Origin of the sequence: Salmonella sp. SAL04202, assembly GCF_046550775.1 — a bacterium.
In the GTDB taxonomy this organism is placed as follows: Bacteria; Pseudomonadota; Gammaproteobacteria; order Enterobacterales; family Enterobacteriaceae; genus Salmonella; species Salmonella enterica.
In genome coordinates this window covers 218,102-239,597 of record NZ_JBGDXK010000005.1, presented here as the reverse complement: position 1 = coordinate 239,597, position 21,496 = coordinate 218,102, and the positions used below count along the sequence as shown (strand labels likewise).

Sequence of the window (21,496 nt, the reverse complement as noted above, 5' to 3'; positions counted from 1 at the left end):
AGAGGGCCACCAACAGCCAGGCATTTTCATGACAAGCGAAACGCGTACACTCTACAGCCAGCTTCCTGCTATCGATCGCTTATTGCACGATAGCGCTTTTCTTTCTCTACGCGATCGGTATGGCCATACCCAGGTGGTTGATCTGCTTAGGCGGATGCTTGACGACGCGCGCGACGTCATACGGAATACGCAAACGCTTCCCGACTGGTACGCAGACTGGGCGCAAGAGGCGAAACTCCGGCTGGAAAATGCGGCGCAAAGCGCGCTGCGCCCGGTGATTAACCTGACGGGGACGGTGCTGCACACCAATCTTGGCCGCGCATTGCAGGCGCAAGAAGCGATTGAGGCGGTAACGCAGGCGATGCGCGCGCCGGTGACGCTGGAATACGATTTAGATGGCGCCGGGCGGGGGCATCGCGACCGGGCGCTGGCGACGTTGTTATGCCGTATCACCGGGGCGGAGGACGCCTGTATCGTCAATAACAATGCGGCGGCGGTATTGCTGATGCTGGCGGCGACCGCCAGCGGCAAAGAGGTGGTAGTTTCGCGTGGCGAGCTGGTCGAAATCGGCGGCGCGTTTCGTATTCCGGATGTTATGCGCCAGGCGGGCTGTACGCTGCATGAAGTGGGCACCACCAACCGGACGCACGCGAAAGATTACCGTCAGGCGGTAAATGAAAATACCGGGCTGTTGATGAAGGTGCATACCAGTAATTACAGCATTGAGGGCTTTACCAAAACGGTAGAGGAAGCGGAACTGGCGGAAATCGGGCGAGAGCTGGATATTCCGGTGGTGGCGGATCTGGGCAGCGGTTCACTGGTGGATTTAAGTCAATATGGCTTACCCAAAGAGCCGATGCCGCAGCAGCTCATTGCCGCAGGCGTCAGCCTGGTAAGCTTCTCCGGCGATAAGTTGCTGGGCGGGCCGCAGGCCGGGATCATCGTCGGCAAAAAAGCGATGATTGCCCAACTGCAAAGCCATCCGCTGAAACGCGCTCTGCGCGCGGATAAAATGACGCTGGCGGCGCTGGAGGCAACGTTACGTCTGTATCTGCACCCGGAAGCGTTGGCGGAGAAATTACCCACCCTGCGTCTGTTAACCCGCAGTGAAGCGTCGATTCGCGAACAAGCGCAGCGATTACAGGCGCGGCTGGCGGCACGTTACGGCGATGAATTTGCGCTGGAGGTTAAACCCTGCCTGTCGCAAATCGGCAGCGGTTCATTACCGGTAGACCGCCTTCCCAGCGCCGCCATGACCTTTACCCCGCACGACGGGCGCGGTAGTCGGCTGGAGGCGCTGGCGGCCCGCTGGCGCATGCTGCCTGTACCGGTCATTGGCCGAATTTATGATGGCCGTTTATGGCTGGATATGCGCTGTCTTGAAGACGAAAGCCGGTTTATGGAGATGATGCTGAAATGATTATTGCAACTGCCGGACACGTAGACCACGGTAAAACGACGTTGCTCCAGGCGATTACCGGAGTCAATGCCGATCGCCTGCCGGAAGAGAAAAAACGCGGGATGACTATCGATCTGGGTTACGCCTATTGGCCGCAGCCGGATGGTCGTGTGCTGGGCTTTATCGATGTGCCTGGGCATGAAAAATTCCTCTCTAACATGCTGGCGGGCGTAGGCGGTATCGATCACGCTTTGCTGGTGGTCGCCTGTGATGACGGCGTCATGGCGCAAACGCGTGAGCATTTACAGATCCTGCAACTGACGGGCAATCTCCAGCTCACCGTAGCGCTGACCAAAGCCGATCGCGTGGACGAGGCGCGTATCGGTGAAGTACGTGAAGAGGTACTGGCGGCGCTCGACAACTATGGCTTCGCCGATACCGTTTTATTTGTCACCGCTGCCAATGAAGGGCGCGGTATTGCAGAACTTCGCGCTCATTTACAGCAGCTTCCTGCACGTTCGCACGCCGCGCAGCATCGCTTCCGCCTGGCTATCGACCGTGCGTTTACGGTGAAAGGGGCGGGACTGGTGGTGACCGGAACGGCGCTGAGCGGAGAGGTAAACGTGGGCGATACGCTATGGTTGACCGGCGTTAATACGCCGATGCGCGTACGAAGTCTACACGCGCAAAATCAGCCCACCGACCATGCGTATGCCGGGCAACGTATTGCGCTCAATATTGCGGGCGATGCGGAGAAGGAGCAGCTTAACCGCGGCGACTGGCTGCTTTCGGATGCGCCGGTGGGGGAGGCTTTTTCCCGGGTGATCGTTTCTCTGGCGCTTCATGCGCCGCTTTCCCAATGGCAGCCGCTACATATTCACCATGCCGCCAGCCATGTGACCGGTCGCGTCTCTTTGCTGGAAGGCGGGCTGGCCGAGCTGATCTTTGATACGCCGTTGTGGCTGGCCGATAATGACAGACTGGTGCTGCGTGATATTTCCGCACGCGCCACCCTTGCCGGCGCACGCGTGGTGACGCTTAAGGCGCCGCGTCGCGGTAAACGTAAGCCAGATTATTTGCACTGGCTTTCAACGCTTGCCGCCGCGCAGGACGATAGCGCGGCGTTGGCCATTCATCTGGAACGCGGCGCCGTCAACCTGCCGGATTTCGGTTGGGCGCGTCAGCTTAATCCTGTCGGTATGCGTCAGCTTATTGAGCAACATGGTTTTATCCAGGCCGGAGACAATCTGTTAAGCGCGCCCGTCGCCGCCCGCTGGCAGCGTAAGATTCTTGATACGCTGGCGACCTACCACGAACAGCACCGCGATGAACCGGGGCCGGGACGCGAGCGTTTACGCCGCATGGCCCTGCCAATGGAAGATGAAGCGCTGGTCCTGATGCTGATCGAGCGGATGCGCGACGACGGCCTGATTCATAGCCATCACGGTTGGTTGCATCTGCCGGATCATAAAGCAGGATTTAGCGATGAGCAGCAGGCCGTCTGGCAAAAAGTCGAACCGCTATTTGGCGATGAGCCCTGGTGGGTACGCGATCTGGCGAAAGAGACCGGAACGGAAGAACAATTGATGCGGCTGGTGCTGCGGCAGGCGGCACAGCAAGGCATCATTACCGCGATCGTAAAAGATCGGTACTATCGTAACGATCGGATTGTCGCTTTCGCCAATATGATCCGCGAGCTGGATCAAGAGAGAGGATCAACGTGTGCGGCGGATTTTCGCGACAGGCTGAATGTAGGGCGGAAACTGGCCATTCAGATCCTTGAATATTTTGACCGGATTGGATTTACACGACGTCGTGGGAATGATCATTTATTACGTGATGCGTTATTATTTCCGCAAAAAGAATGAAATGGTTAAATTAAATAACAAATGAAGCAATACAATTATTGCGTTGCTTTATAAAAAGCACATCAGGAAATGAACCAGATGTGCTTTTTATTTTTCTGACTTCTTAAAATAGCCAGCGTGAACCTGTTATCAGGATAATTTCACCCGTATTCTTTGCGCCTTATTCAGGCGACTCACGACGAGATTGTGGAACTTTATCGCGCGGCGATGTAACGCCTTTGCCCGGTGGTGCGGACGCTTACCGGGCCTGCGTAGACGATGCAGGCCGGATAAGGCGTAACTCGTTAGCTTCGGTCGAGCTTTTGCTGCGCCAGCCAGACGGCGCCCAGCCTGCCCGCCTGATTTCCCAGTTGGCAGGGCTGAATCGGCACCTGGAGCGCCTCCCACATTTCAAACGTTTCAAGATGCCGCGTCAGGAGCGGGTAGAGCTTTTCCTGTTCGCTTATTCCTCCGCCGATCAGCACCACGCCCGGATCAAACATAGAGATCACGCTGTAAACGCCGCGTGACAGATAACGCGCCCAGTCATTGACCGCCTCACGCAGATGAACATCGGTCGCCATTCGTTCGAAGATCACATCCGCAGGCGGCATCTCTTCGGCGGGCAGCGCCAGCGCCTGGCGGCACGACGCCATTAATCCGCTGGTTGACGCGATTTTATGCATACTTTCGCCATTATTCCCGACCGGCATGACGCCGAATTCACCGGCATGGAAATGTGCGCCGCGATACAGTTCTCGTCCGACGATAATACCGCCGCCAATGCCGGTTCCAATGGTGATACAGACCATGTTTTCATAATGCTGCCCGGCGCCTCGCCACATTTCGCCCAGCGCCGCGCAGTTCGCGTCGTTCTCCACGACCAGCGGCAGATCGGTCAGCCCGCTGAACAACTCCATCAGGTTGACGTCATCCAGGTAAGCCAGCGCGCCCGCTTTTGCCGCATGACCGTTATGGGGATTAATATGGCCGGGGAAACTGACCCCGATTGCCGCAATGTCATAGTCCTGTTGGCAACGCGCCACCACATCCTGCCATTTGCGGGTAAACGTGGAGGCGTCCTCTGGCGTATCGAATTGATGATGGGTTAATTCTTCGCCGTCACTGTTAATCACGCCATATTTGACGTGAGTTCCTCCCACATCAATGCCGATATATTGCTGCATAGTGTTCTCCGTACGTTAAACAGGCACCTGTTTAGTATGGCTAAAACCAGACGGAGAAACGTAAAGGAAAGTAATTCGTGATTGCTGTCGTAAAGCGGGAAACCATTGGCGAAAAATTCACCAGTACCGTCTACCCTTGTGGAGTACCTTTACAATAAGGAGTTGGTCATGACGAACAATCCCCCTTCAACACGTATTCAGCCAGGTGAATACGGGTACCCACTGAAGTTAAAAGCCCGCTATGACAATTTTATTGGCGGTGACTGGGTTGCGCCCGCCGACGGCGAATATTATCAAAACCTGACGCCAGTGACCGGCCAGCCGCTATGTGAAGTCGCTTCCTCCGGTAAAAAAGATATCGATTTAGCGCTCGACGCCGCGCATAAGGCGAAAGATAAGTGGGCGCATACGTCAGTACAAGACCGTGCCGCTATCTTGTTTAAGATCGCCGATCGGATGGAACAAAACCTCGAACTGTTGGCGACAGCGGAAACCTGGGATAACGGTAAACCGATTCGTGAAACCAGCGCCGCCGACGTACCGCTGGCGATCGATCATTTCCGCTATTTCGCCTCCTGTATACGTGCGCAGGAGGGCGGGATCAGCGAAGTTGATAGCGAAACCGTGGCCTACCATTTTCACGAACCGCTTGGCGTCGTGGGACAGATAATCCCGTGGAACTTTCCGTTGTTGATGGCAAGCTGGAAAATGGCGCCAGCGCTGGCGGCGGGTAACTGCGTGGTGCTTAAACCGGCACGCCTGACGCCGCTTTCCGTTCTGCTGTTAATGGAAGTCATTGGCGATCTGTTACCGCCGGGCGTCGTCAACGTCGTGAACGGCGCGGGCGGCGAGATCGGCGAATATCTGGCGACCTCGAAACGTATCGCGAAGGTGGCGTTTACCGGTTCGACGGAAGTGGGTCAACAGATCATGCAGTACGCCACGCAGAATATTATTCCAGTGACGCTGGAGTTAGGCGGCAAGTCGCCCAATATCTTCTTCGCCGACGTGATGGATGAGGAAGATGCGTTCTTTGATAAAGCGCTGGAGGGATTTGCCCTGTTTGCCTTTAACCAGGGCGAGGTGTGTACCTGTCCAAGCCGTGCGCTGGTCCAGGAGTCCATCTATGAGCGCTTTATGGAGCGCGCTATTCGCCGGGTAGAGAGCATTCGCAGCGGGAACCCGCTAGATAGCGGTACACAGATGGGGGCGCAGGTCTCCCACGGCCAGCTTGAGACTATCCTTAATTATATCGATATCGGTAAAAAAGAGGGGGCCGATATTCTGACTGGTGGGCGACGCAAGGAACTGGATGGCGAACTTAAAGAGGGCTATTACCTTGAGCCTACCATTCTGTTTGGTAAGAATAATATGCGCGTCTTTCAGGAGGAGATCTTTGGCCCGGTGCTGGCGGTAACCACCTTTAAAACCATGGAGGAGGCGCTGGAAATCGCTAACGATACGCAGTATGGCCTCGGCGCCGGCGTCTGGAGCCGCAACGGCAATCTGGCCTATAAGATGGGGCGCGGCATTCAGGCCGGGCGCGTATGGACCAACTGCTATCACGCCTATCCGGCACATGCTGCGTTCGGCGGCTATAAGCAGTCGGGCATCGGGCGCGAAACGCATAAGATGATGCTGGAACACTACCAGCAAACCAAGTGCCTGCTGGTGAGCTATTCCGATAAGCCGCTGGGGCTGTTCTGACGCAAGAGGTAATGCCCGATGGCGCTGCGCTTATCGGGCCTACCGCATTGATATCAGCCTGGTGGTAATGCCCGATGGCGCTGCGCTTATCGGGCCTACCGCGTTGATATTAGCCTGGTGGTCATGTCTGATGACGCTTCGCTTATCGGGCCTACAAAAATTCATCGCAATATACTGATATTGCAAATCTTGTAGGCCGGATAAGGCGCAGCCGCCATCCGGCACAGTATTACCGCTCGTTAACCCAAATCCGCATTTCTCCCTCGCCACGGTTGGCCCAGCTAAACCACGGAATGAACGTTAGCGTCTGCGGCTGGCGCGATGACGGCGCGTTATCGTAGTGCCACAACGCCTGATGCTGCGCATCTGGGGCGCTTTGCTTCTCGCCTTCAGCCTGAATCAGCATCTTATGCGCAAAAAGCCCTTTGCCCTCAAAGACCCGGAACTCACTCTCTTTCGGTAACCACAGATTATGCAGTTCTTCGCCGTTATCGGCCTGCTCAAGGCAATAGACCAGCGGCCCGCGCTGAATGGCGACCTTACCGGCGACGTGACGCGCCAGCGGATTGCCATACACGCGGCGAACCGGCATCGGCAGCGTCAGGGTTATCGTATCGCCCTCCTGCCAGGTCCGACGGATATGCAGATAACCTTTGCGAATATCCTGCTCCACTTCCAGCCCGTTGAGCGTCACTTTTGCCTCAGGGCACCAGTCCGGCAGACGTAGCGCCAGCGTGTGACGTACCGGCTGCACAGAGTCGATGGCAATCTTCACCTGCTCATGCCACGGGTAGTTCCCGCTGATTCGCAGTTTGAGCGCGCCATTTTCAACCGGTATTTCCATGCTGTTACCCACGTACATATTGATGTACAGCGCATCCGCACGCGGCGTGTAGATGTAGTGACCAAGGGAGGTGAGTACGCGGGCGATGTTCGGCGGGCAGCAGGCGCAGCCAAACCAGCGCTGGCGAATGGGCTTAACGTGATCGTAAATATGGTTGAATTTTAACGATTTTGGATGCACTTCCAGCGGGTTGACGTAGAAGAAATGCTTGCCATCCAGCGCCATACCGCCGAGGACGGTGTTGTACAGCGCGCGCTCCATCACGTCGGCGTACTGGCTATCGGCTTCCATTTCCAGCATCCGGCGGGCGAACATCATCAGGCCGATTGAAGCGCAGCTTTCCGCATAGACCGAATCATTCGGTAAATCGTAATCGCTGCTAAAGGCTTCGCCGCTGCTCTGGGAACCGATGCCTCCGGTGATATATAGCTGACGCTGCGCCATATTTTTCCACAGGCGCAGGCAGTCCTGGCGTTTGCCTTCATCGTTGCTCAGGCGAGCGAGATGCGCCACGCCAGTCATCAGATAGACAAAACGTACCGCGTGGCCAATGGCCGTCTGCTGCTGCGAAATTGGCAGATGCGCCTGGCTGTAGGCTTTGTCTTTGACCATCCACGCCGGGCCGTAGGTATGCCAGTAAGAGGTTTGGCCGCGTTTTTCGTACTCTTCGTCGTAGAAGTGCGGTTGGGTGCCGCGCTGCCCGATAAAGTAGCTTGCCAGCGTCATATAGCGCGGCTGCTCTGTTACCTCATACAGACGCATCAGCGCCAGCTCAATTTCCGGGTGGCCCGGATAGCCGTGCAGCTGATTTTCGCCAGGGCCGAAAGTGCTGTCGATATGATCGGCCAGGCGACAAACGACGTCTAGCAGCCGACGCTTACCGGTGGCCTGAAAGAAGGCGACGCCCGCTTCAATCAGATGCCCGGCGCAATAAAGCTCGTGGCACTCCGCCAGGTTGCTCCAGCGTTCTTGCGGGGCTTTTGCCGTAAAGTACGTATTGAGATAGCCATCGTCACACTGCGCGGCGGCCACCAGTTCAATCACCTCATCGGCGGTTTTCTCAAGCGCGGGATCGGGCTTCTGGCACAGTGACCAGGCAACCGCTTCCAGCCATTTCGCCACGTCGCTGTCCTGAAAGACCATGCCGTAAAAGTCGCCCGTCTGCTGGCCTGCGGCAATGCGGAAATTTTCAATGGCATGGCTGGGTTCAGCCTCTGGAATACGATCGTTTAACGCATCCCACTGGTAAGGAATAACCACATCGCGAACCAGTTGTTGATACTGTCCGAGGAACGGATCGCTGACCGTCAGTTTATGCAGATCGACTTCCAGTACGTTCATTTCGTGCTCCTTAAGGTTGTAGAGGTCATAGATATTCCTCGCTGACGGGGTATTTTATGGCAGTAATTTTTATTTTCGCGTTATGACCTGATTCATTTTGCCCGGATAGCGGTGAGCGACAAGGCGATAAAAGAGTAAAAAAAGATGACGATTCCGACCCGTATTTAAAAATGTGAGATGGATCGAGTGAAAGGACTATTTTTAGTTAATAATCAAAAGCTAATATGAAATACGGTGCTGAATGAGCGGGAAATGACATATTAATGCTCGAATTATCCATGACATTACCGATTAAAGTCCAAAACGGCGGATTATTTATTTCTCGCGGCATTGGGCGTCATCCTGCCAGGCGTCTGCAATCGTGGGAAATTATATTTGTGGAAAAAGGCTGCCTGAAAATTCAGGAAGAAGAATGTGTTTTCTGTGTCGACGCCGGGGAAAGCCTGTTGCTTTGGCCGCATCGCCGCCATATTGGCGTTGAGGAGTTTCCCGCCGATCTTAAATTTTACTGGCTCCATTTTGAGGTCAAAGCGCCGGACAGCGACCCGCGCTGGCTGACGCATCTTTCCGTGCCGCAGCATACCCAGGTTGCCGATCCGCAGGCGCTGATTGCGCTTTTTCGCCAGTTTATGAACGAGCAGGAAAAGCACCAGCGCAGCCCGGCGCTGGAGTTCATCGTGCTGCTGATTTTGCAGCAGCTCACCGTTGACGCCCGGCAGAATGAAAACGCCGAGGCCGCTGGCGTGTCGCTGGCCTGGAAAGTACAGCAGCTGATTCGAACGCACTATCACCTGCCGCTTTCCAGCTCGGTTCTGGCGAAAGAACTGCATTGCAATGTGGATTATCTGGGACGCGTTTATCGGCGGGTATTTCACCTTACGCTAACGGAAGCCATCCACCGCCAGCGGGTGCGCGAGGCGGAAAAGTTGCTGATTAGCGACGCGCGTTCGTTAAAAGAGGTGGCGGAGCGGTGCGGTTTTAATGACGTTGGTTACTTTCGCCAGATCTTCCGCAAGCATACCGGCCTGACGCCTACCGCCTGGAAGCGGCGCTACAGTAAGGAACACGTTAATTCTTGAGTATAATCTTTGGCCCTCTGACAACGCGGTTGCAAACTGAATGTCCGATGGCGCTTTGCTTATCGGGCCTACAAGAGTTCATCACAACGTATTGATATTGCAAATCTTGTAGGTCGGATAAGGCGCAGCCGCCATCCGACACAGGCTGTGACTGCCGGCATTACTGCCCGTAATAGGCATTCGCGCCGTGTTTACGCAGATAGTGTTTATCGAGCAGTTCAGGCTGCATATCCGGTAGCTGCGGGGCCAGCTGGCGCGAGAACAGCCCCATATAGGCGCACTCCTCAAGCACCACGGCGTTGTGGACGGCATCGGCGGCATTTTTACCCCAGGCAAACGGGCCGTGCGAATGAACCAATACCGCCGGGATTTGCGCCGGATCGAGACCGCGCTCTTCAAAGGTTTTAATAATCACCTCGCCGGTCTGATACTCGTACTCGCCGTTAATTTCCTCAACGGTCATCAGTCGGGTACAGGGGATTGCGCCATAGAAATAGTCGGCGTGGGTGGTGCCCCAGGCGGGCAGATCGAGCCCGGCCTGCGACCAGATCGTCGCATGGCGGGAATGGGTATGCACGATCCCGCCGATCTGCGGATAGCGGCGATAGAGCGCCAGATGGGTCGCGGTATCGGACGACGGTTTTTTGTTGCCTTCAACGACCTTGCCGTTGGCGATCTCTACCACCACCATATCGTCGGCGGTCATCACCTCATATTCAACGCCGGAAGGCTTGATGACCATCAGTTTGCGCGTCTCATCGACCGCGCTGACGTTGCCCCAGGTAAAGGTGACCAGCCCGTGCGCCGGAAGCGCCAGGTTGGCCGCCAGCACCTCGGCTTTCAGTTGCTCTAACATGTGAAACCTCCTTCCTGCATCCGTGATTCAATCCAGCGGCGGGCCTGGATAATTTCCAGCACCGGCTCACTGGATTTCTCTGTCCACATCTCAATCAGAAATGAACCGCGATAATTCAGCTCATGCAGCGTTTTGAAGATGCCGACAAAATCAACGCATCCTTCGCCAAACGGCACGTCGCGGAACTGGCCGGGGCTGTCACCGGTCACCGGCAGCGTGTCTTTCAGGTGGATAGCGGCGATACGGTCGATACCCAGCTTCAGCTCGGCGGTCACGTCGTTCCCCCAGGCGCTGAGGTTGCCGACGTCTGGATAAACGGTGAACCACGGTGACGAAAGCATTTCGTCCCACTTTTTCCACTTGCTGATGGAGTTCATAAACGCGGTATCCATGATCTCCACCGCCAGCATCACCTGCGCCGCTGCGGCCTGTTCCACCGCCCACGCCAGCCCTTCGGCGAAACGTTGCTGGGTGCCTTCGTCGTGCTCTTCGTAATAGACGTCGTAACCTGCCAACTGGATGGTGCGGATCCCCAGGTCGCGCGCCAGGCGAATGGCTTTGGTCATGATTTCACGCGCCCGCTGGCGTACCGCTTCGTCGCGGCTGCCAAAAGGGAAGCGACGATGGGCGGAGAGGCACATCGACGGGATGGCGACGCCGCTTTCCAGCATCGCGTTCACCAGCGAAGCGCGTTGGGCCGAGGTCCACTCCAGGCGTGAGAGACGTTCGTCGGTTTCATCCACCGACATCTCAACAAAATCAAAACCGCAGCTTTTTGCCAGCACCAGCCGCTCTGGCCAACTGAGATCTTTCGCCAGTGCTTTCTCGTAAATACCTAATGGATGATTACGCATGCTTTTCTCCCCAAATGGCGTCAATTTGGGCGTGGAATTCGGCGGCGACCTGCGCCGGATGGGCGGCACCTGCCAGCGCGCGCCCGGCGATGAATGCCTTAACGTTAATGTCGCGGAACAGCGGCAGATCCACTGGGGTAATGCCGCCGGTAATCGATAGTTCAAGGCCGATGTCGGACAACGCCTTCATACGCGTCAGGTCCGCCTCTCCCCACTGCTGCCCGCTGGCCTGCGCATCGCGTCCGCGGTGGTAAATCGCCTGGCGAACCCCGACGCGGTACCAGTCTCGGGCGTCGTCCAGCGTCCAGTTGCCGAACAGTTCTATCTGAATTTCACCGCCACAGGATTGCGCGACGGCATGGCCTTTCTCGACCGTGGCGAGCGGTGCGGCGCAGATGATAGTCATCCAGTTGGCGCCAGCGCTAAAAGCCTGCTGCGCCAGGGTTTCACCGGCATCGGCCACTTTCCAGTCGGCGACGATGATTTTTTCCGGGCACTGCGCTCGCAGGGCTTTCACCGCGCTAAGGCCTTCGGTTAAACAAAGGATGGTTCCGGCCTCAACGATATCGACATGATCCTGTAGCAGGGCGACATCGCGTTGGGCTGCTTCCAGACTGGTGTGGTCGAGCGCCAGTTGCAGTAATGGTCGGCTCATAATGCGTGCTCCTTAATACGGGCGTGATAGCCCTGTAGTGCTTCAATCAAATCCTGGTATTGGCGGTATTTGCGCTGGTAGAGGGCGTGTGCGGTCATGTCCGGCAGCAGCGTGCGCACCGGGTGCTGCAGGTCGCGTTGGGCCTCGCGGAAATCGCGATATACGCCAGTGCCGACGCGGGCAGCCAGCGCCGCGCCGAAGCAGCCGGTCTCCTCCACCTGCGGCAGCTCGATGCGTAAACCGCTGACGTCCGCCAGCATCTGCATCCAGACGTCGGAGTGGGCCGGGCCGCCGGTAACGCGCAGGGCGCAAACGTCGGTAAAACGTTCACGCATGCGGTTGAGGTGGGTCATATGGCTGAAGACCACGCCTTCATAAATCGCCTGCAGCAGGTGCGCGCGGGTGTGCAGCGCCTGCATGCCGTAAAAGCCGCAGGTCATCTCCAGTCCGGCATTGCTGCCGTAGAGAAACGGCAGAAAAAAGAGGTCGCTACCGGCTTTCGGCAGGCTGGCGACCGCCTGATTGATCTCGTCAAAAGAGAGGTAGCCCCACTGGGCGGTAAACCATTCAAGGTTGCCGGAGGAGGTCGGGCTGGCTTCGTGAACGATATACTGCCCGTCATTGACGTAGCGGCCATAGACGTAAGGGTGGGCCTCATGGTCGCGCAGGCCGTGAGCGATGCCGCTGGTGACGGCCCAGGTGCCCATCACCGCATTGAGGGTCGATTCATCCTCAATACCGGCGCAAAGGGCGGTGGAAACCACGTCAAACAGGCCGCCGACGACGGGGGTACCCGCCGCCAGACCGGTGATGGCGGCTGCCTGAGCGGTGATCTCCCCGCATATTTCGGCTGAACCCACCACGGGGGGCAGCGCGCTGTCGATTTCACTGATGCCCAGCCACTCGGTCAGACGCGGGTCGTACTGGCCCGTCGCCATGTTGTAGAGGTTGGACTCGGAGATGTTGCTCTCCTCACAGCCTTTCACGCTGGTTAAGCACCAGCGCAGATAGTCATGCGTCATCATGACGCAGCCTATCTGCGCGTAGCGCTGCGGCTCATTCTCTTTTACCCAGCGTAAAAGGGAGACTGGATGCCCGGTCCACAGGGTTTGCCGGGTCAGCGGGTAGAGTTTTTGCGGAACCGCTTCTTTTTGCCAGCGCTGGACAATTTCCATGGCGCGACGGTCGGAAGAGAGTATCGCTTTACCTAATGGCCGATCGCTTTTATCTAACAGGAACAGGCCCTTACCCTGAGCGGAAATACCCAGACCGCGGATTTGTGAGCCGCTCACCCCCGTGTGCGTCAGCAGTTTGCTGATGACCGAGCCGCACTGTTGCCACAGTTCGGTCATATCGCGTTCAACCCAGCCTGGCTGCGGGCTTAAAGCGTGCAGCGGCAGGCGTTGCACCGCTACTTCCCGGCCTGCGCCATCGTACAACCCGGCTTTTAGCCAACTCCCACCACAATCTAACCCCAGCCAGTAGTTGCTCATGACTTATTGCACCTCGTCCACGGCTTTCAGGAGATCGGCGCCCTGCGGGTTGTCTTTCAGGAACATATCGCGCACCTGGCTGCCCAGCGCATCGCTGAAGGCTTTACGGTCGATATCGGTCAGGACTTCAACTCCGGCTTCTTTCATGCCATCGATAATTTTTTGCTGATCTTCGGCGACCAGTTTGCGCTGATAGTCACCCGCTTCTTTGGCGGAACTCAGCAGTGCCTCCTGGAACTGCGGGCTTAAAGCGTCGAATTTGGCTTTATTGATCACCAGCAGCAGAGGCGAATAGGCGTGATGAGTGAGGGAGAGGTATTTCTGTACCTCATAGAATTTCGCTGACCACACGACGTTGATAGGGTGTTCCTGGGCATCAATCGTACGGGTTTCGAGGCCGGTATAGACTTCGGAGAATGGCATCGGAATAGGGTTCGCGCCGAAGATTTTAAAGGCCGCGATATTCATTGGGCTGTTGTTAGTGCGGATTTTTAAGCCTTTCAAATCGCCCGGCGTTTTTACCGGCGCGCGGGAGTTGGTGACGTCGCGCCAGCCGTTTTCCCAGTAGGCGAGGACTTTTAACCCTTTTGAATCGAGTGATTTTTTCAGTTCATCGCCGACTTTGCCGTCGAGCGTTTTATGCGCATGCGCGGTATCGCGAAACAGGAAGGGGACATCAAGTAAGTTGAATACAGGGGCCAGGCCGGTGAAATTGTTCGAACCGGACATTTCCATATCAATGGTTCCGCCGCGCACCCCGCTGATCATTGCCTGGGCGTTACCTAATGTGCTGTCAGGAAAGAGTTTTAGCGTTAATTCGCCGTTAGTTTTTTCTTTTAATAGTTCGTTAAATTTTTTCGCGGCAATATGTTGGGAGTCAGTTTGTGGTGTTTCATAACCAAAACGTAAAGATTGCGCCGCCAGAGACGACACGCTGAAAACCGTCAGACCAGCTATCAATAATGAACGAGCAATAACGTGTAATTTCATAATATTATCCTTTAATTAATCCATTTAAGCGGTGTGATAATTAGCTCGGGAATAAAAATAAATAAAACCAGCAGCGACATCAGTACGACAACGTAAGGGAATACGCCTCTTACCGCGTCATCAAATTTCAATTTTGCTACCCCGGAAATAACGTTGAGGACGTTGCCAACGGGCGGTGTGATTAATCCAATAGAGCAGTTAATAATGAACATGACGCCGAAATAAATCGGATCAATATTGGCTTCTTTAACTAATGGCAATAATACAGGGGTAAGAATTAACACCGTTGGCGTTAAATCCATCACCATACCGACGACCATAATTGAGATCATAATGACGATAAATAAGAGTCGCGGAGAGTCGACCAGCGGCTGCAGCAAATCTGACACCATCATGGGTAATTCCGCGATCGTAATCAGCCAGGCGGATACCTGGGCCGCGGCCACCAGAAACATGACGACTGACGTCGTTTTGGCGGCATTGACCAGCACGTGGTAGAGACTGGAAAACGTTAATTCCCGATAGATAACCACGGCGACAAAGAGGGCGTAAAACGCGGCGACCGCCCCTGCCTCCGTTGGCGTGAAAAGTCCGGAACGGAAGCCGCCGATGATAATCACCGGTAAAAACAGCGCCCAGATACCTGAAACCAATGATTGCCAGATTTCACGCGGTGTTGCTTTAGGCTGAGAAGGGAGATTTAATCGCCCGGCCTGCCACCACCAGGTGAGCATAAGCGCCGCGCCCATCATGATGCCCGGTGCGATCCCGGCCATAAACAGCTTGCTGATCGACAAGCCGCTGGAAACGCCGAAGATAATAAAAGGAATCGAGGGGGGAATAATTGGCGCAATGATCCCGCCGGAAGCGATTAACCCAACGGAGCGGTTGATCGGGTAGTTTGCGGAGCGCATCATCGGCACCAGCAGCGCGGCGACCGCAGCGGTATCTGCTACCGCAGAGCCGGAAAGGCTGGCCATAATCATTGCCGCAATAACGCCCACGTAGCCCAGGCCGCCGGGCTTATGGCCGACCAGCTTCATCGGCAGGTCGACAATTCGCTTTGACAGGCCGCCCGCGTTCATGATTTCACCGGCCAAAACAAAAAAGGGAATGGCCAGCAGGGAGAAACTGTCCGCGCCGTTAACCAGGGTTTGCGCCATAATCTGCACGTCAAACATATCCAGGTATGCCATCAGAGCAGCGCCGCAAAGCAGCAGCGACCAGGCGATGGGTAAACCTATCGCGATCCCGCCGAGCAGGCAGCAGAGAAATATCACCACGGCCATGATTAGGCTCCTTGCTGTGGTTGTTGAAAGGAATCGTTACGCGTTATTAAGTGATAAAGCCGACGCAGCTCGATTAACGCGATAGCAACGCTTGTGGGCAGACAGGCGATATACATCAGGCCGATCGGTAAACCGAGGATTGGCGAGTGATCGCTCCAGTCCTGCAACGCTTTTTGCAGGCTGCCCCAGCCTAATGCGAGGCATAACAATAAAATTAGCGAATGCGTCAGCAGCGAGAGACGACGCTGATTCGCTGGCGAAAGTTTTTCCACCACAAAAGTGACCTGAACGTGAGCGTTATCCATAAATGCAACGATGGCGCCAATAAACGTCAGCCATACAAATAGATAACGTGATAGTTCATCTACCGACAAAATACTGCTCTCAAAACCGTAACGTAAAATAACGTTAATAAATACAATGCAGGAAAGTACGGCAATTAATACCGCAAGTATGCCCTCAAGTACCCGCTTCATAACGACTCCATCAGGTTATAGAAACTTATCTCTTTCGATGCTGAATAGTGGAACTTAATTTCTTATGTTTGGTTTATATTAGGTCGGCGCAACGTTGAGTTGCAGGCCGAGGATTAAGGTGATGATGTTTAATTCAGGTTAGCGGCGTGTGGCCTTTTTCATCATGTTAATACCATCGCGTAATATATTGATGCGGTGATTAATATCGGCGCTGGCATTGATTTCCAACAATTTAATACCGGTAAACTGCAACAGTTCGGGAGCGGCGGAGGTAATGAGTTCTTTAACATGTTTCTCCGTCATCAGACTTTGTGGACAGAAAGGTGCAAACGGAGCATGGAGGTCCTGCCATTCGCCGTATTCTCCATCCAGCGTTGTACCGGAGAACATCAGCGCCCCGAGTTTTCCAGCCTGTTTGGCCTGCTGCGTGTGGATCAGTGGTAGAGAGGTATCCCGCCCTTCAATAGCCGAGCGCGCCCAGTTAATACAGACGCTTATGTCATAGTCGGCAATAGTTTCCAGTACGTTTACCAACGGTAAGAATCCTTTGCGCGGTGCGGGGCCGGTCATCGCGTCGCAGTGTTCAAGCACCAGGTCGCAGGACCAGTCCCAGTTGGCAATCTCTTTTAATGAGCGCGCAAAGGCGTCGGTTGCCTGCGCCACGTTCGGATTGCCCGCCAGCGGGGCGGCATGAAGCTCAAGGGCTATGACTTTGCCGGTATTGTTCCCATTGATTTTATTGATCTTCTGATGCAGGTGACGATAGTACTCCACGCAGGCTTTCCGTTGGATCTCGTCGCTGGATGCCAGTCCAAAGCCGCTGTTTTCACCGCGGCGGCGCATTGTTTCCATTATCGCGGTGACCACGATTTGCCAGTTTCCCGGCGTATGGCGCAATAACCACTCGTCGCCAAGTGGATGAAGATGTTCAAGACAAGGCTGCTCCAGCCCCCGGATATCCGGAGTATCAGAGAGTTGTCGCCAGAATTCCTTCTCTTCCTCTTCACTCTTTTGGTGAAAAGAGGGGGCACAGGGATACGCACCGATAATATAACCGGTATTATTCGAGTTCATTTCGTGCTCCTTTTTATAAAACTGAAATAGCGACCTTGACGACTATTTTGCGAATCGGTATAGCTACAGTTTTATTACATCCGGGACGATGCACATCTTGCGGAAAAAATATGGCATAGCTCCCTGGAATCATTTCAAAGAACGATTCATGTTCGCTGCTGCGATAAAAAATAATATCGCGCTGTTCTAATAATGACTCGCTAATTTCATTATTTCCGGTATCGATAGCAAGACCAATTTTTTCTTCGCCCCACGCCAGAAACTGAATATCCAGATAGCGGCGATGGACTTCCGGACGATTTTCAGCGGCGTCGCGGGTGGTCATATCGATAATCTGCGCGAAGATATTTTTGCCGTCGATTTCCACTACGCCAGGTTCCAGCGTGCGAAAGTCGGTGGTACGTAAAAAGTGAAGCGCTTTCTCGATCGCGGCTGGCAAATGACATGGATTTGGCTGCGCGATATGACCAAAGATCATATTTTAGCTCCCTACAATGCCTGAATTTTAGCCCAGACGCTGTCGTCAATGGTGATGCCGTTACGGCGATTTTCATCCAGCAATTTTGTAAATTCGTGGCCTGGCAGACGAATAGCGACGTTTTCGTCGGCACGTTCAGCAGTGGTGACGAAATCCATAATCCGTTGCAGTTTGGCATCGCGGGTTGCGCCGTCGATGAGCTTGTCAACTTCAATGGCGATAAAAATCTGTGAGACGCCATATTCATCGCTGTTTTCCTGGGTCACTTCGGCAACGGAAGAACCGTTGGAAAGCAGGGTGGCAATCATGTCCAGCACAATCGACAGACCAGATCCTTTCCAGTAACCCATTGGTAAAATGCGGCGATTTTTCTCGATCACGCCCGGTTCTTTGGTCAACTGACCGTTATCGTCGAAACCGCCATCCACCGGCAGTTCGCGGCCCGCCAGACGGTTAACTTCTAACATTCCGTAGGAGAACATCGACATCGACATATCCACCATCGTGATCGGCGTAGACGGGATGGCGACGATCAGCGGATTGGTACCGATACGGCACTCTTTCGCCCCCCACGGCGGCATGACGGCGATGGAGTTGGTCCAGCAAATGCCGATATAGCCTTTTTCCGCCGCCTGCCAGCCGTAGCTGCCGCCGCGCATCCAGTGGTTAGCATTACGTAACGCCACCAGGCCAATACCATGATCGGAAGCCAGCTCGATGGCCCGGTCCATCATCTTTTTCGCCGTCAGGTTGCCGATAGCACGCTGAGCATCCCACTGTTCGATGGCGCCGAGGCTGGTAACCCGCTGCGGTTTAGCATCAGGAATAATGTCGCCGTTATCCAGTTGCTGGATGAAGCGGGGAAAACGGTTCACGCCGTGGGAATAGACACCGGACTCGGTGGTGCGAGCGAACATTTCCGCGCAGGCGTCGGCGGTATCTTCCGCAATATTCCGCGACCGCAAGACGCGGTAGAAGGCCCCTTTTAACTCTTCGAAAGCTACTTTCATCCCTGTTCTCCTGGTCGATTGTCAGAAATTTTAGTATGTTTTTTTATCGATAAATTTCATAATACGAAATGTAGTTCCAAATATATAGATCAAAAATTGACATGGCAACGCCAGGGAAGGTTTTTAAAAACGATTAAAATCATCGGGTTATGTTTTTTATGCTGATATCGTGAACTGCAACACACTTTGAGCTACCATCTGATCGCCCAAGAAAGGAGAGAGTTTTCTGATGAGCCAGAACAACGATAAAGAGAAGCCTGCGGGGAGTCAGAGCCTGTTTCGTGGCCTGATGTTGATAGAAATTTTGAGTAACTACCCGAACGGTTGCCCGCTGGCGCACCTGTCGGAGCTGGCGGGGTTGAACAAGAGTACCGTCCATCGGTTGTTGCAGGGGCTTCAATCCTGCGGATACGTGACGCCAGCGCCGGCGGCCGGAAGCTACCGTCTGACGACAAAGTTTATTGCCGTCGGCCAAAAAGCCCTGTCATCGCTGAATATCATCCACGTTGCGGCACCGCACCTTGAGGCGCTCAACCTGGCCACCGGCGAGACGGTGAATTTTTCCAGCCGTGAAGATGACCACGCTATCCTGATTTATAAGCTGGAACCGACCACCGGTATGCTGCGCACGCGTGCCTACATTGGCCAGCATATGCCGCTGTACTGCTCGGCGATGGGGAAAATTTATATGGCGTTTGGTCAGCCGGATTATGTGGCGTCTTACTGGGAAAACCATAAAGATCAGATCCAGCCGCTGACTCGCAACACCATTACCGATTTACCAGCAATGTACGATGAGTTGGCGCAAATTCGTGAAACCAGCATGGCGATGGACCGCGAAGAAAATGAACTGGGCGTCTCCTGTATTGCCGTGCCTGTGTTTGATATTCACCATCGAGTGCCTTACGCCATTTCTATTTCGCTGTCGACGTCACGGCTAAAACAGATCGGCGAGAAAAATCTGCTCAAACCGTTGCGTGAAACCGCACAGGCTATCTCTAATGAGCTGGGATTTACCGTTCGCGAATAAGACAGCTCGCCAGGTTTTATCAGGCATCTGACAAAATTTGTCCGTTTGCGTAGTGGGATCAAAGCGGCGGGGAATGGCTCTCTGGCATTCTGGCGTTTTAACGCAGGGGGAGAACAATGAACCGGTTTATTATGGCGGATGCGTCGGCGTGTATCGGGTGTCGTACCTGCGAGGTCGCCTGCGTGGTGTCGCACCAGGAACAGCAGAATAGCGCGGCGGTGACGACGGCGGACTTTGTGCCGCGTATCCGGGTGATAAAAGAGGATAGCTTCACCACGGCCACGGTCTGCCATCAGTGTGAGGACGCGCCGTGCGCGAATGTCTGCCCGGTACAGGCGATTCGCCGTGATCGGGGGCATATCTTCGTGACGCCATCGCGCTGCATTGGTTGTAAAAGCTGTATGCTGGCTTGCCCGTTTGGTGCGATGACCGTGGTGACGTCCGCGTCAGGCGCGCAGGCGATTAAATGCGATCTTTGCTGGCATCGGGAAGCGGGGCCGGCGTGCGTGGAAGCCTGCCCGACCAGTGCGTTACAGTGCGTTGACGCAGCACACGTGCAGCGCCAGCGCCTCTATTCTCAACCTTTCTGAATGTCGTTCCGGCCTGCATGATGGCCGGAATAACCGTCAGCCTTCACGCCAGGCGCGTTCTATCTCTTCTGCAAGAATTTTTACGCCCGCCTCGATTTTGTCCGGTTCAGGCACGTAGTTCATCCGCATACACTGGTGTGTGTGCGGCCAGGGTTTATCCAGTCCGGGAAAGAAATAGTGGCCTGGCACCATCAGCACGCCGCGCGCTTTCAAGCGTTGATAGAGTAGCTCGGTGGTAATCGGCAGATCTTTAAACCACAGCCACAAAAATATTGCGCCTTCCGGTTTATGAATCAGGCAGCGTTCTTCGGATAAATAGCGACGAATGATCGCGATCGTCTGTTGAACGCGCTGATAGTAGAAAGGTTTGATAACCGTTTCCGACAGCCGCAGCAGATCGTTACGCTTAATCATTTCGCACATCATCGCCGGGCCCATGCCGCCGGGCGCAAGGCTGATGATGCCGTTCATGTTGGCAATGGCGGTAATCGTCTTATCATTGGCGATGATAATCCCGCAGCGGGAACCGGGCAGCCCCAGCTTCGAGAGGCTCATACATAGGATAATATTGGGGTTCCACAGCGGGCGCGCCTCGCTAAAGATAATGCCCGGAAACGGTACACCGTAAGCGTTATCAATCACCAGTGGGATGTTGTGCTGATTCGCCAGTCTGTCCAGCTTCATCAGCTCTTCGTCGGTGATAACGTTACCGGTTGGGTTGGTCGGGCGCGAGACGCAAATCATCCCCGTTTCTTCGCCGATGTGCAGATGCTCAAAATCGACGTGATACTTAAACTGGCCTTCCGGCAGCAGTTCAATATTCGGGCGCGCCGAAACGAAGAGGTCGTCTTCCAGACCGGAATCCGCATAGCCGATGTATTCCGGCGCAAGCGGGAATAGTACCTTTTTCGCACTGCCGTCGGCGCGACGTCCGGCGAAGAGATTAAATAAGTAGAAAAACGCGCTCTGACTGCCATTTGTCAGCGCAATATTCTGTGGTTCGATATCCCATCCCAGCGTTTCACGTAGCAGTACGGCCAGTGCATTCAGTAGCGCCGTTTTTCCCTGGGGACCGTCATAATTACAAAGCGCATCAGCGGCTTTGCCGCTTTCTACCATATCTGTCAGTAGCGTCTGGAAATAATCCTGCATTGCAGGGATGTGTGCCGGGTTACCGCCGCCAAGCATGATGGCTCCTGGCGTGCGTAAGCCGTCGTTGAGATCCTCCATCAGGCGGGTAATGCCTGAATGGCGGGTAAATTTATCGCCGAAAAGTGAAAATGTCATAACGGGTGAT

Annotated in this window: 19 protein-coding genes; 6 read left to right on the top strand and 13 right to left on the bottom strand. The window is 54.8% G+C overall.

Features of this window, described 5'->3' with window-relative positions:
- Positions 1-28: 28 nt before the first annotated feature.
- Both selA and selB read left to right on the top strand, forming a co-directional pair.
- Positions 29-1,420 carry an L-seryl-tRNA(Sec) selenium transferase gene (gene selA, locus ACLJQJ_RS19150; protein ID WP_000200187.1) on the top strand — a complete coding sequence of 464 codons (1,392 nt, stop codon included), beginning with the start codon at positions 29-31 and terminating at the stop codon, positions 1,418-1,420.
- On the top strand, positions 1,417-3,267 hold the full coding sequence (gene selB, locus ACLJQJ_RS19145) for a selenocysteine-specific translation elongation factor (RefSeq protein ID WP_000582395.1): 1,851 nt from the start codon (positions 1,417-1,419) through the stop codon (positions 3,265-3,267). Before selA ends, selB begins: the two co-directional genes overlap by 4 nt.
- Positions 3,268-3,551: 284 nt before the next feature.
- Here the strand turns inward: selB and ACLJQJ_RS19140 are convergent, their stop codons facing one another.
- A complete protein-coding gene (locus tag ACLJQJ_RS19140; protein ID WP_001188275.1) occupies positions 3,552-4,433 on the bottom strand; it encodes an ROK family protein in 882 nt (293 codons plus the stop codon).
- Between the two features lie 168 nt (positions 4,434-4,601).
- Between ACLJQJ_RS19140 and aldB the strand changes: the two genes are divergently transcribed.
- On the top strand, positions 4,602-6,140 hold the full coding sequence (aldB, locus tag ACLJQJ_RS19135; protein WP_000183988.1) for an aldehyde dehydrogenase AldB: 1,539 nt from the start codon (positions 4,602-4,604) through the stop codon (positions 6,138-6,140).
- A 229-nt stretch (positions 6,141-6,369) separates the two neighbouring features.
- Here the strand turns inward: aldB and ACLJQJ_RS19130 are convergent, their stop codons facing one another.
- A complete protein-coding gene (locus ACLJQJ_RS19130; protein ID WP_001101516.1) occupies positions 6,370-8,325 on the bottom strand; it encodes a glycoside hydrolase family 127 protein in 1,956 nt (651 codons plus the stop codon).
- A gap of 263 nt (positions 8,326-8,588) precedes the next feature.
- Here ACLJQJ_RS19130 and ACLJQJ_RS19125 point away from each other — a divergent pair, with 263 nt between their 5' ends.
- The gene (locus ACLJQJ_RS19125; RefSeq protein WP_001522199.1) at positions 8,589-9,404 is read left to right on the top strand and encodes a helix-turn-helix domain-containing protein; all 816 of its coding nucleotides are present in this window, start codon (positions 8,589-8,591) and stop codon (positions 9,402-9,404) included.
- Between the two features lie 160 nt (positions 9,405-9,564).
- Here ACLJQJ_RS19125 and araD read toward each other — a convergent pair whose 3' ends face one another.
- The 10 genes from araD to yiaK all read right to left on the bottom strand — a co-directional run bounded on the left by araD (position 9,565) and on the right by yiaK (position 18,579).
- A complete protein-coding gene (gene araD, locus ACLJQJ_RS19120; protein WP_000893168.1) occupies positions 9,565-10,260 on the bottom strand; it encodes an L-ribulose-5-phosphate 4-epimerase in 696 nt (231 codons plus the stop codon).
- Complete coding sequence (locus ACLJQJ_RS19115) at positions 10,254-11,114, bottom strand: L-ribulose-5-phosphate 3-epimerase (protein ID WP_001244036.1); 861 nt, start codon at positions 11,112-11,114, stop codon at positions 10,254-10,256. Before ACLJQJ_RS19115 ends, araD begins: the two co-directional genes overlap by 7 nt.
- Entirely contained in the window at positions 11,107-11,769 is a 663-nt protein-coding gene (ulaD, locus tag ACLJQJ_RS19110) for a 3-keto-L-gulonate-6-phosphate decarboxylase UlaD (RefSeq protein WP_063808763.1), read from the bottom strand. The genes ACLJQJ_RS19115 and ulaD overlap by 8 nt, the downstream gene beginning before the upstream one ends.
- Positions 11,766-13,262, bottom strand: a complete 1,497-nt coding sequence (locus ACLJQJ_RS19105; protein ID WP_063808764.1) for an FGGY-family carbohydrate kinase — start codon at positions 13,260-13,262, stop codon at positions 11,766-11,768. The genes ulaD and ACLJQJ_RS19105 overlap by 4 nt, the downstream gene beginning before the upstream one ends.
- Before the next feature lie 3 nt (positions 13,263-13,265).
- A complete protein-coding gene (gene yiaO, locus ACLJQJ_RS19100) occupies positions 13,266-14,252 on the bottom strand; it encodes a 2,3-diketo-L-gulonate TRAP transporter substrate-binding protein YiaO (RefSeq protein ID WP_000766337.1) in 987 nt (328 codons plus the stop codon).
- 11 nt (positions 14,253-14,263) lie between these two features.
- Entirely contained in the window at positions 14,264-15,541 is a 1,278-nt protein-coding gene (yiaN, locus tag ACLJQJ_RS19095) for a 2,3-diketo-L-gulonate TRAP transporter large permease YiaN (protein WP_000301822.1), read from the bottom strand.
- Between the two features lie 2 nt (positions 15,542-15,543).
- Complete coding sequence (gene yiaM / locus ACLJQJ_RS19090) at positions 15,544-16,017, bottom strand: 2,3-diketo-L-gulonate TRAP transporter small permease YiaM (RefSeq protein ID WP_000832316.1); 474 nt, start codon at positions 16,015-16,017, stop codon at positions 15,544-15,546.
- 138 nt (positions 16,018-16,155) lie between these two features.
- Positions 16,156-17,091 (bottom strand): DUF4862 family protein, encoded by a 936-nt coding sequence (locus ACLJQJ_RS19085; RefSeq protein WP_063808765.1) that lies wholly within the window; start codon positions 17,089-17,091, stop codon positions 16,156-16,158.
- 13 nt (positions 17,092-17,104) lie between these two features.
- A complete protein-coding gene (locus ACLJQJ_RS19080; protein ID WP_063808766.1) occupies positions 17,105-17,569 on the bottom strand; it encodes a YhcH/YjgK/YiaL family protein in 465 nt (154 codons plus the stop codon).
- Between the two features lie 11 nt (positions 17,570-17,580).
- The gene (gene yiaK, locus ACLJQJ_RS19075) at positions 17,581-18,579 is read right to left on the bottom strand and encodes a 3-dehydro-L-gulonate 2-dehydrogenase (protein ID WP_063808767.1); all 999 of its coding nucleotides are present in this window, start codon (positions 18,577-18,579) and stop codon (positions 17,581-17,583) included.
- 229 nt (positions 18,580-18,808) lie between these two features.
- Between yiaK and yiaJ the strand changes: the two genes are divergently transcribed.
- Both yiaJ and ACLJQJ_RS19065 read left to right on the top strand, forming a co-directional pair.
- Positions 18,809-19,609, top strand: coding sequence for an IclR family transcriptional regulator YiaJ (gene yiaJ, locus ACLJQJ_RS19070; RefSeq protein WP_023138215.1), 801 nt, complete (start codon positions 18,809-18,811; stop codon positions 19,607-19,609).
- Between the two features lie 116 nt (positions 19,610-19,725).
- Entirely contained in the window at positions 19,726-20,199 is a 474-nt protein-coding gene (locus tag ACLJQJ_RS19065; RefSeq protein WP_017466039.1) for a 4Fe-4S dicluster domain-containing protein, read from the top strand.
- A gap of 36 nt (positions 20,200-20,235) precedes the next feature.
- Here the strand turns inward: ACLJQJ_RS19065 and avtA are convergent, their stop codons facing one another.
- On the bottom strand, positions 20,236-21,486 hold the full coding sequence (gene avtA, locus ACLJQJ_RS19060; protein WP_000144377.1) for a valine--pyruvate transaminase: 1,251 nt from the start codon (positions 21,484-21,486) through the stop codon (positions 20,236-20,238).
- Positions 21,487-21,496 lie beyond the last annotated feature (10 nt).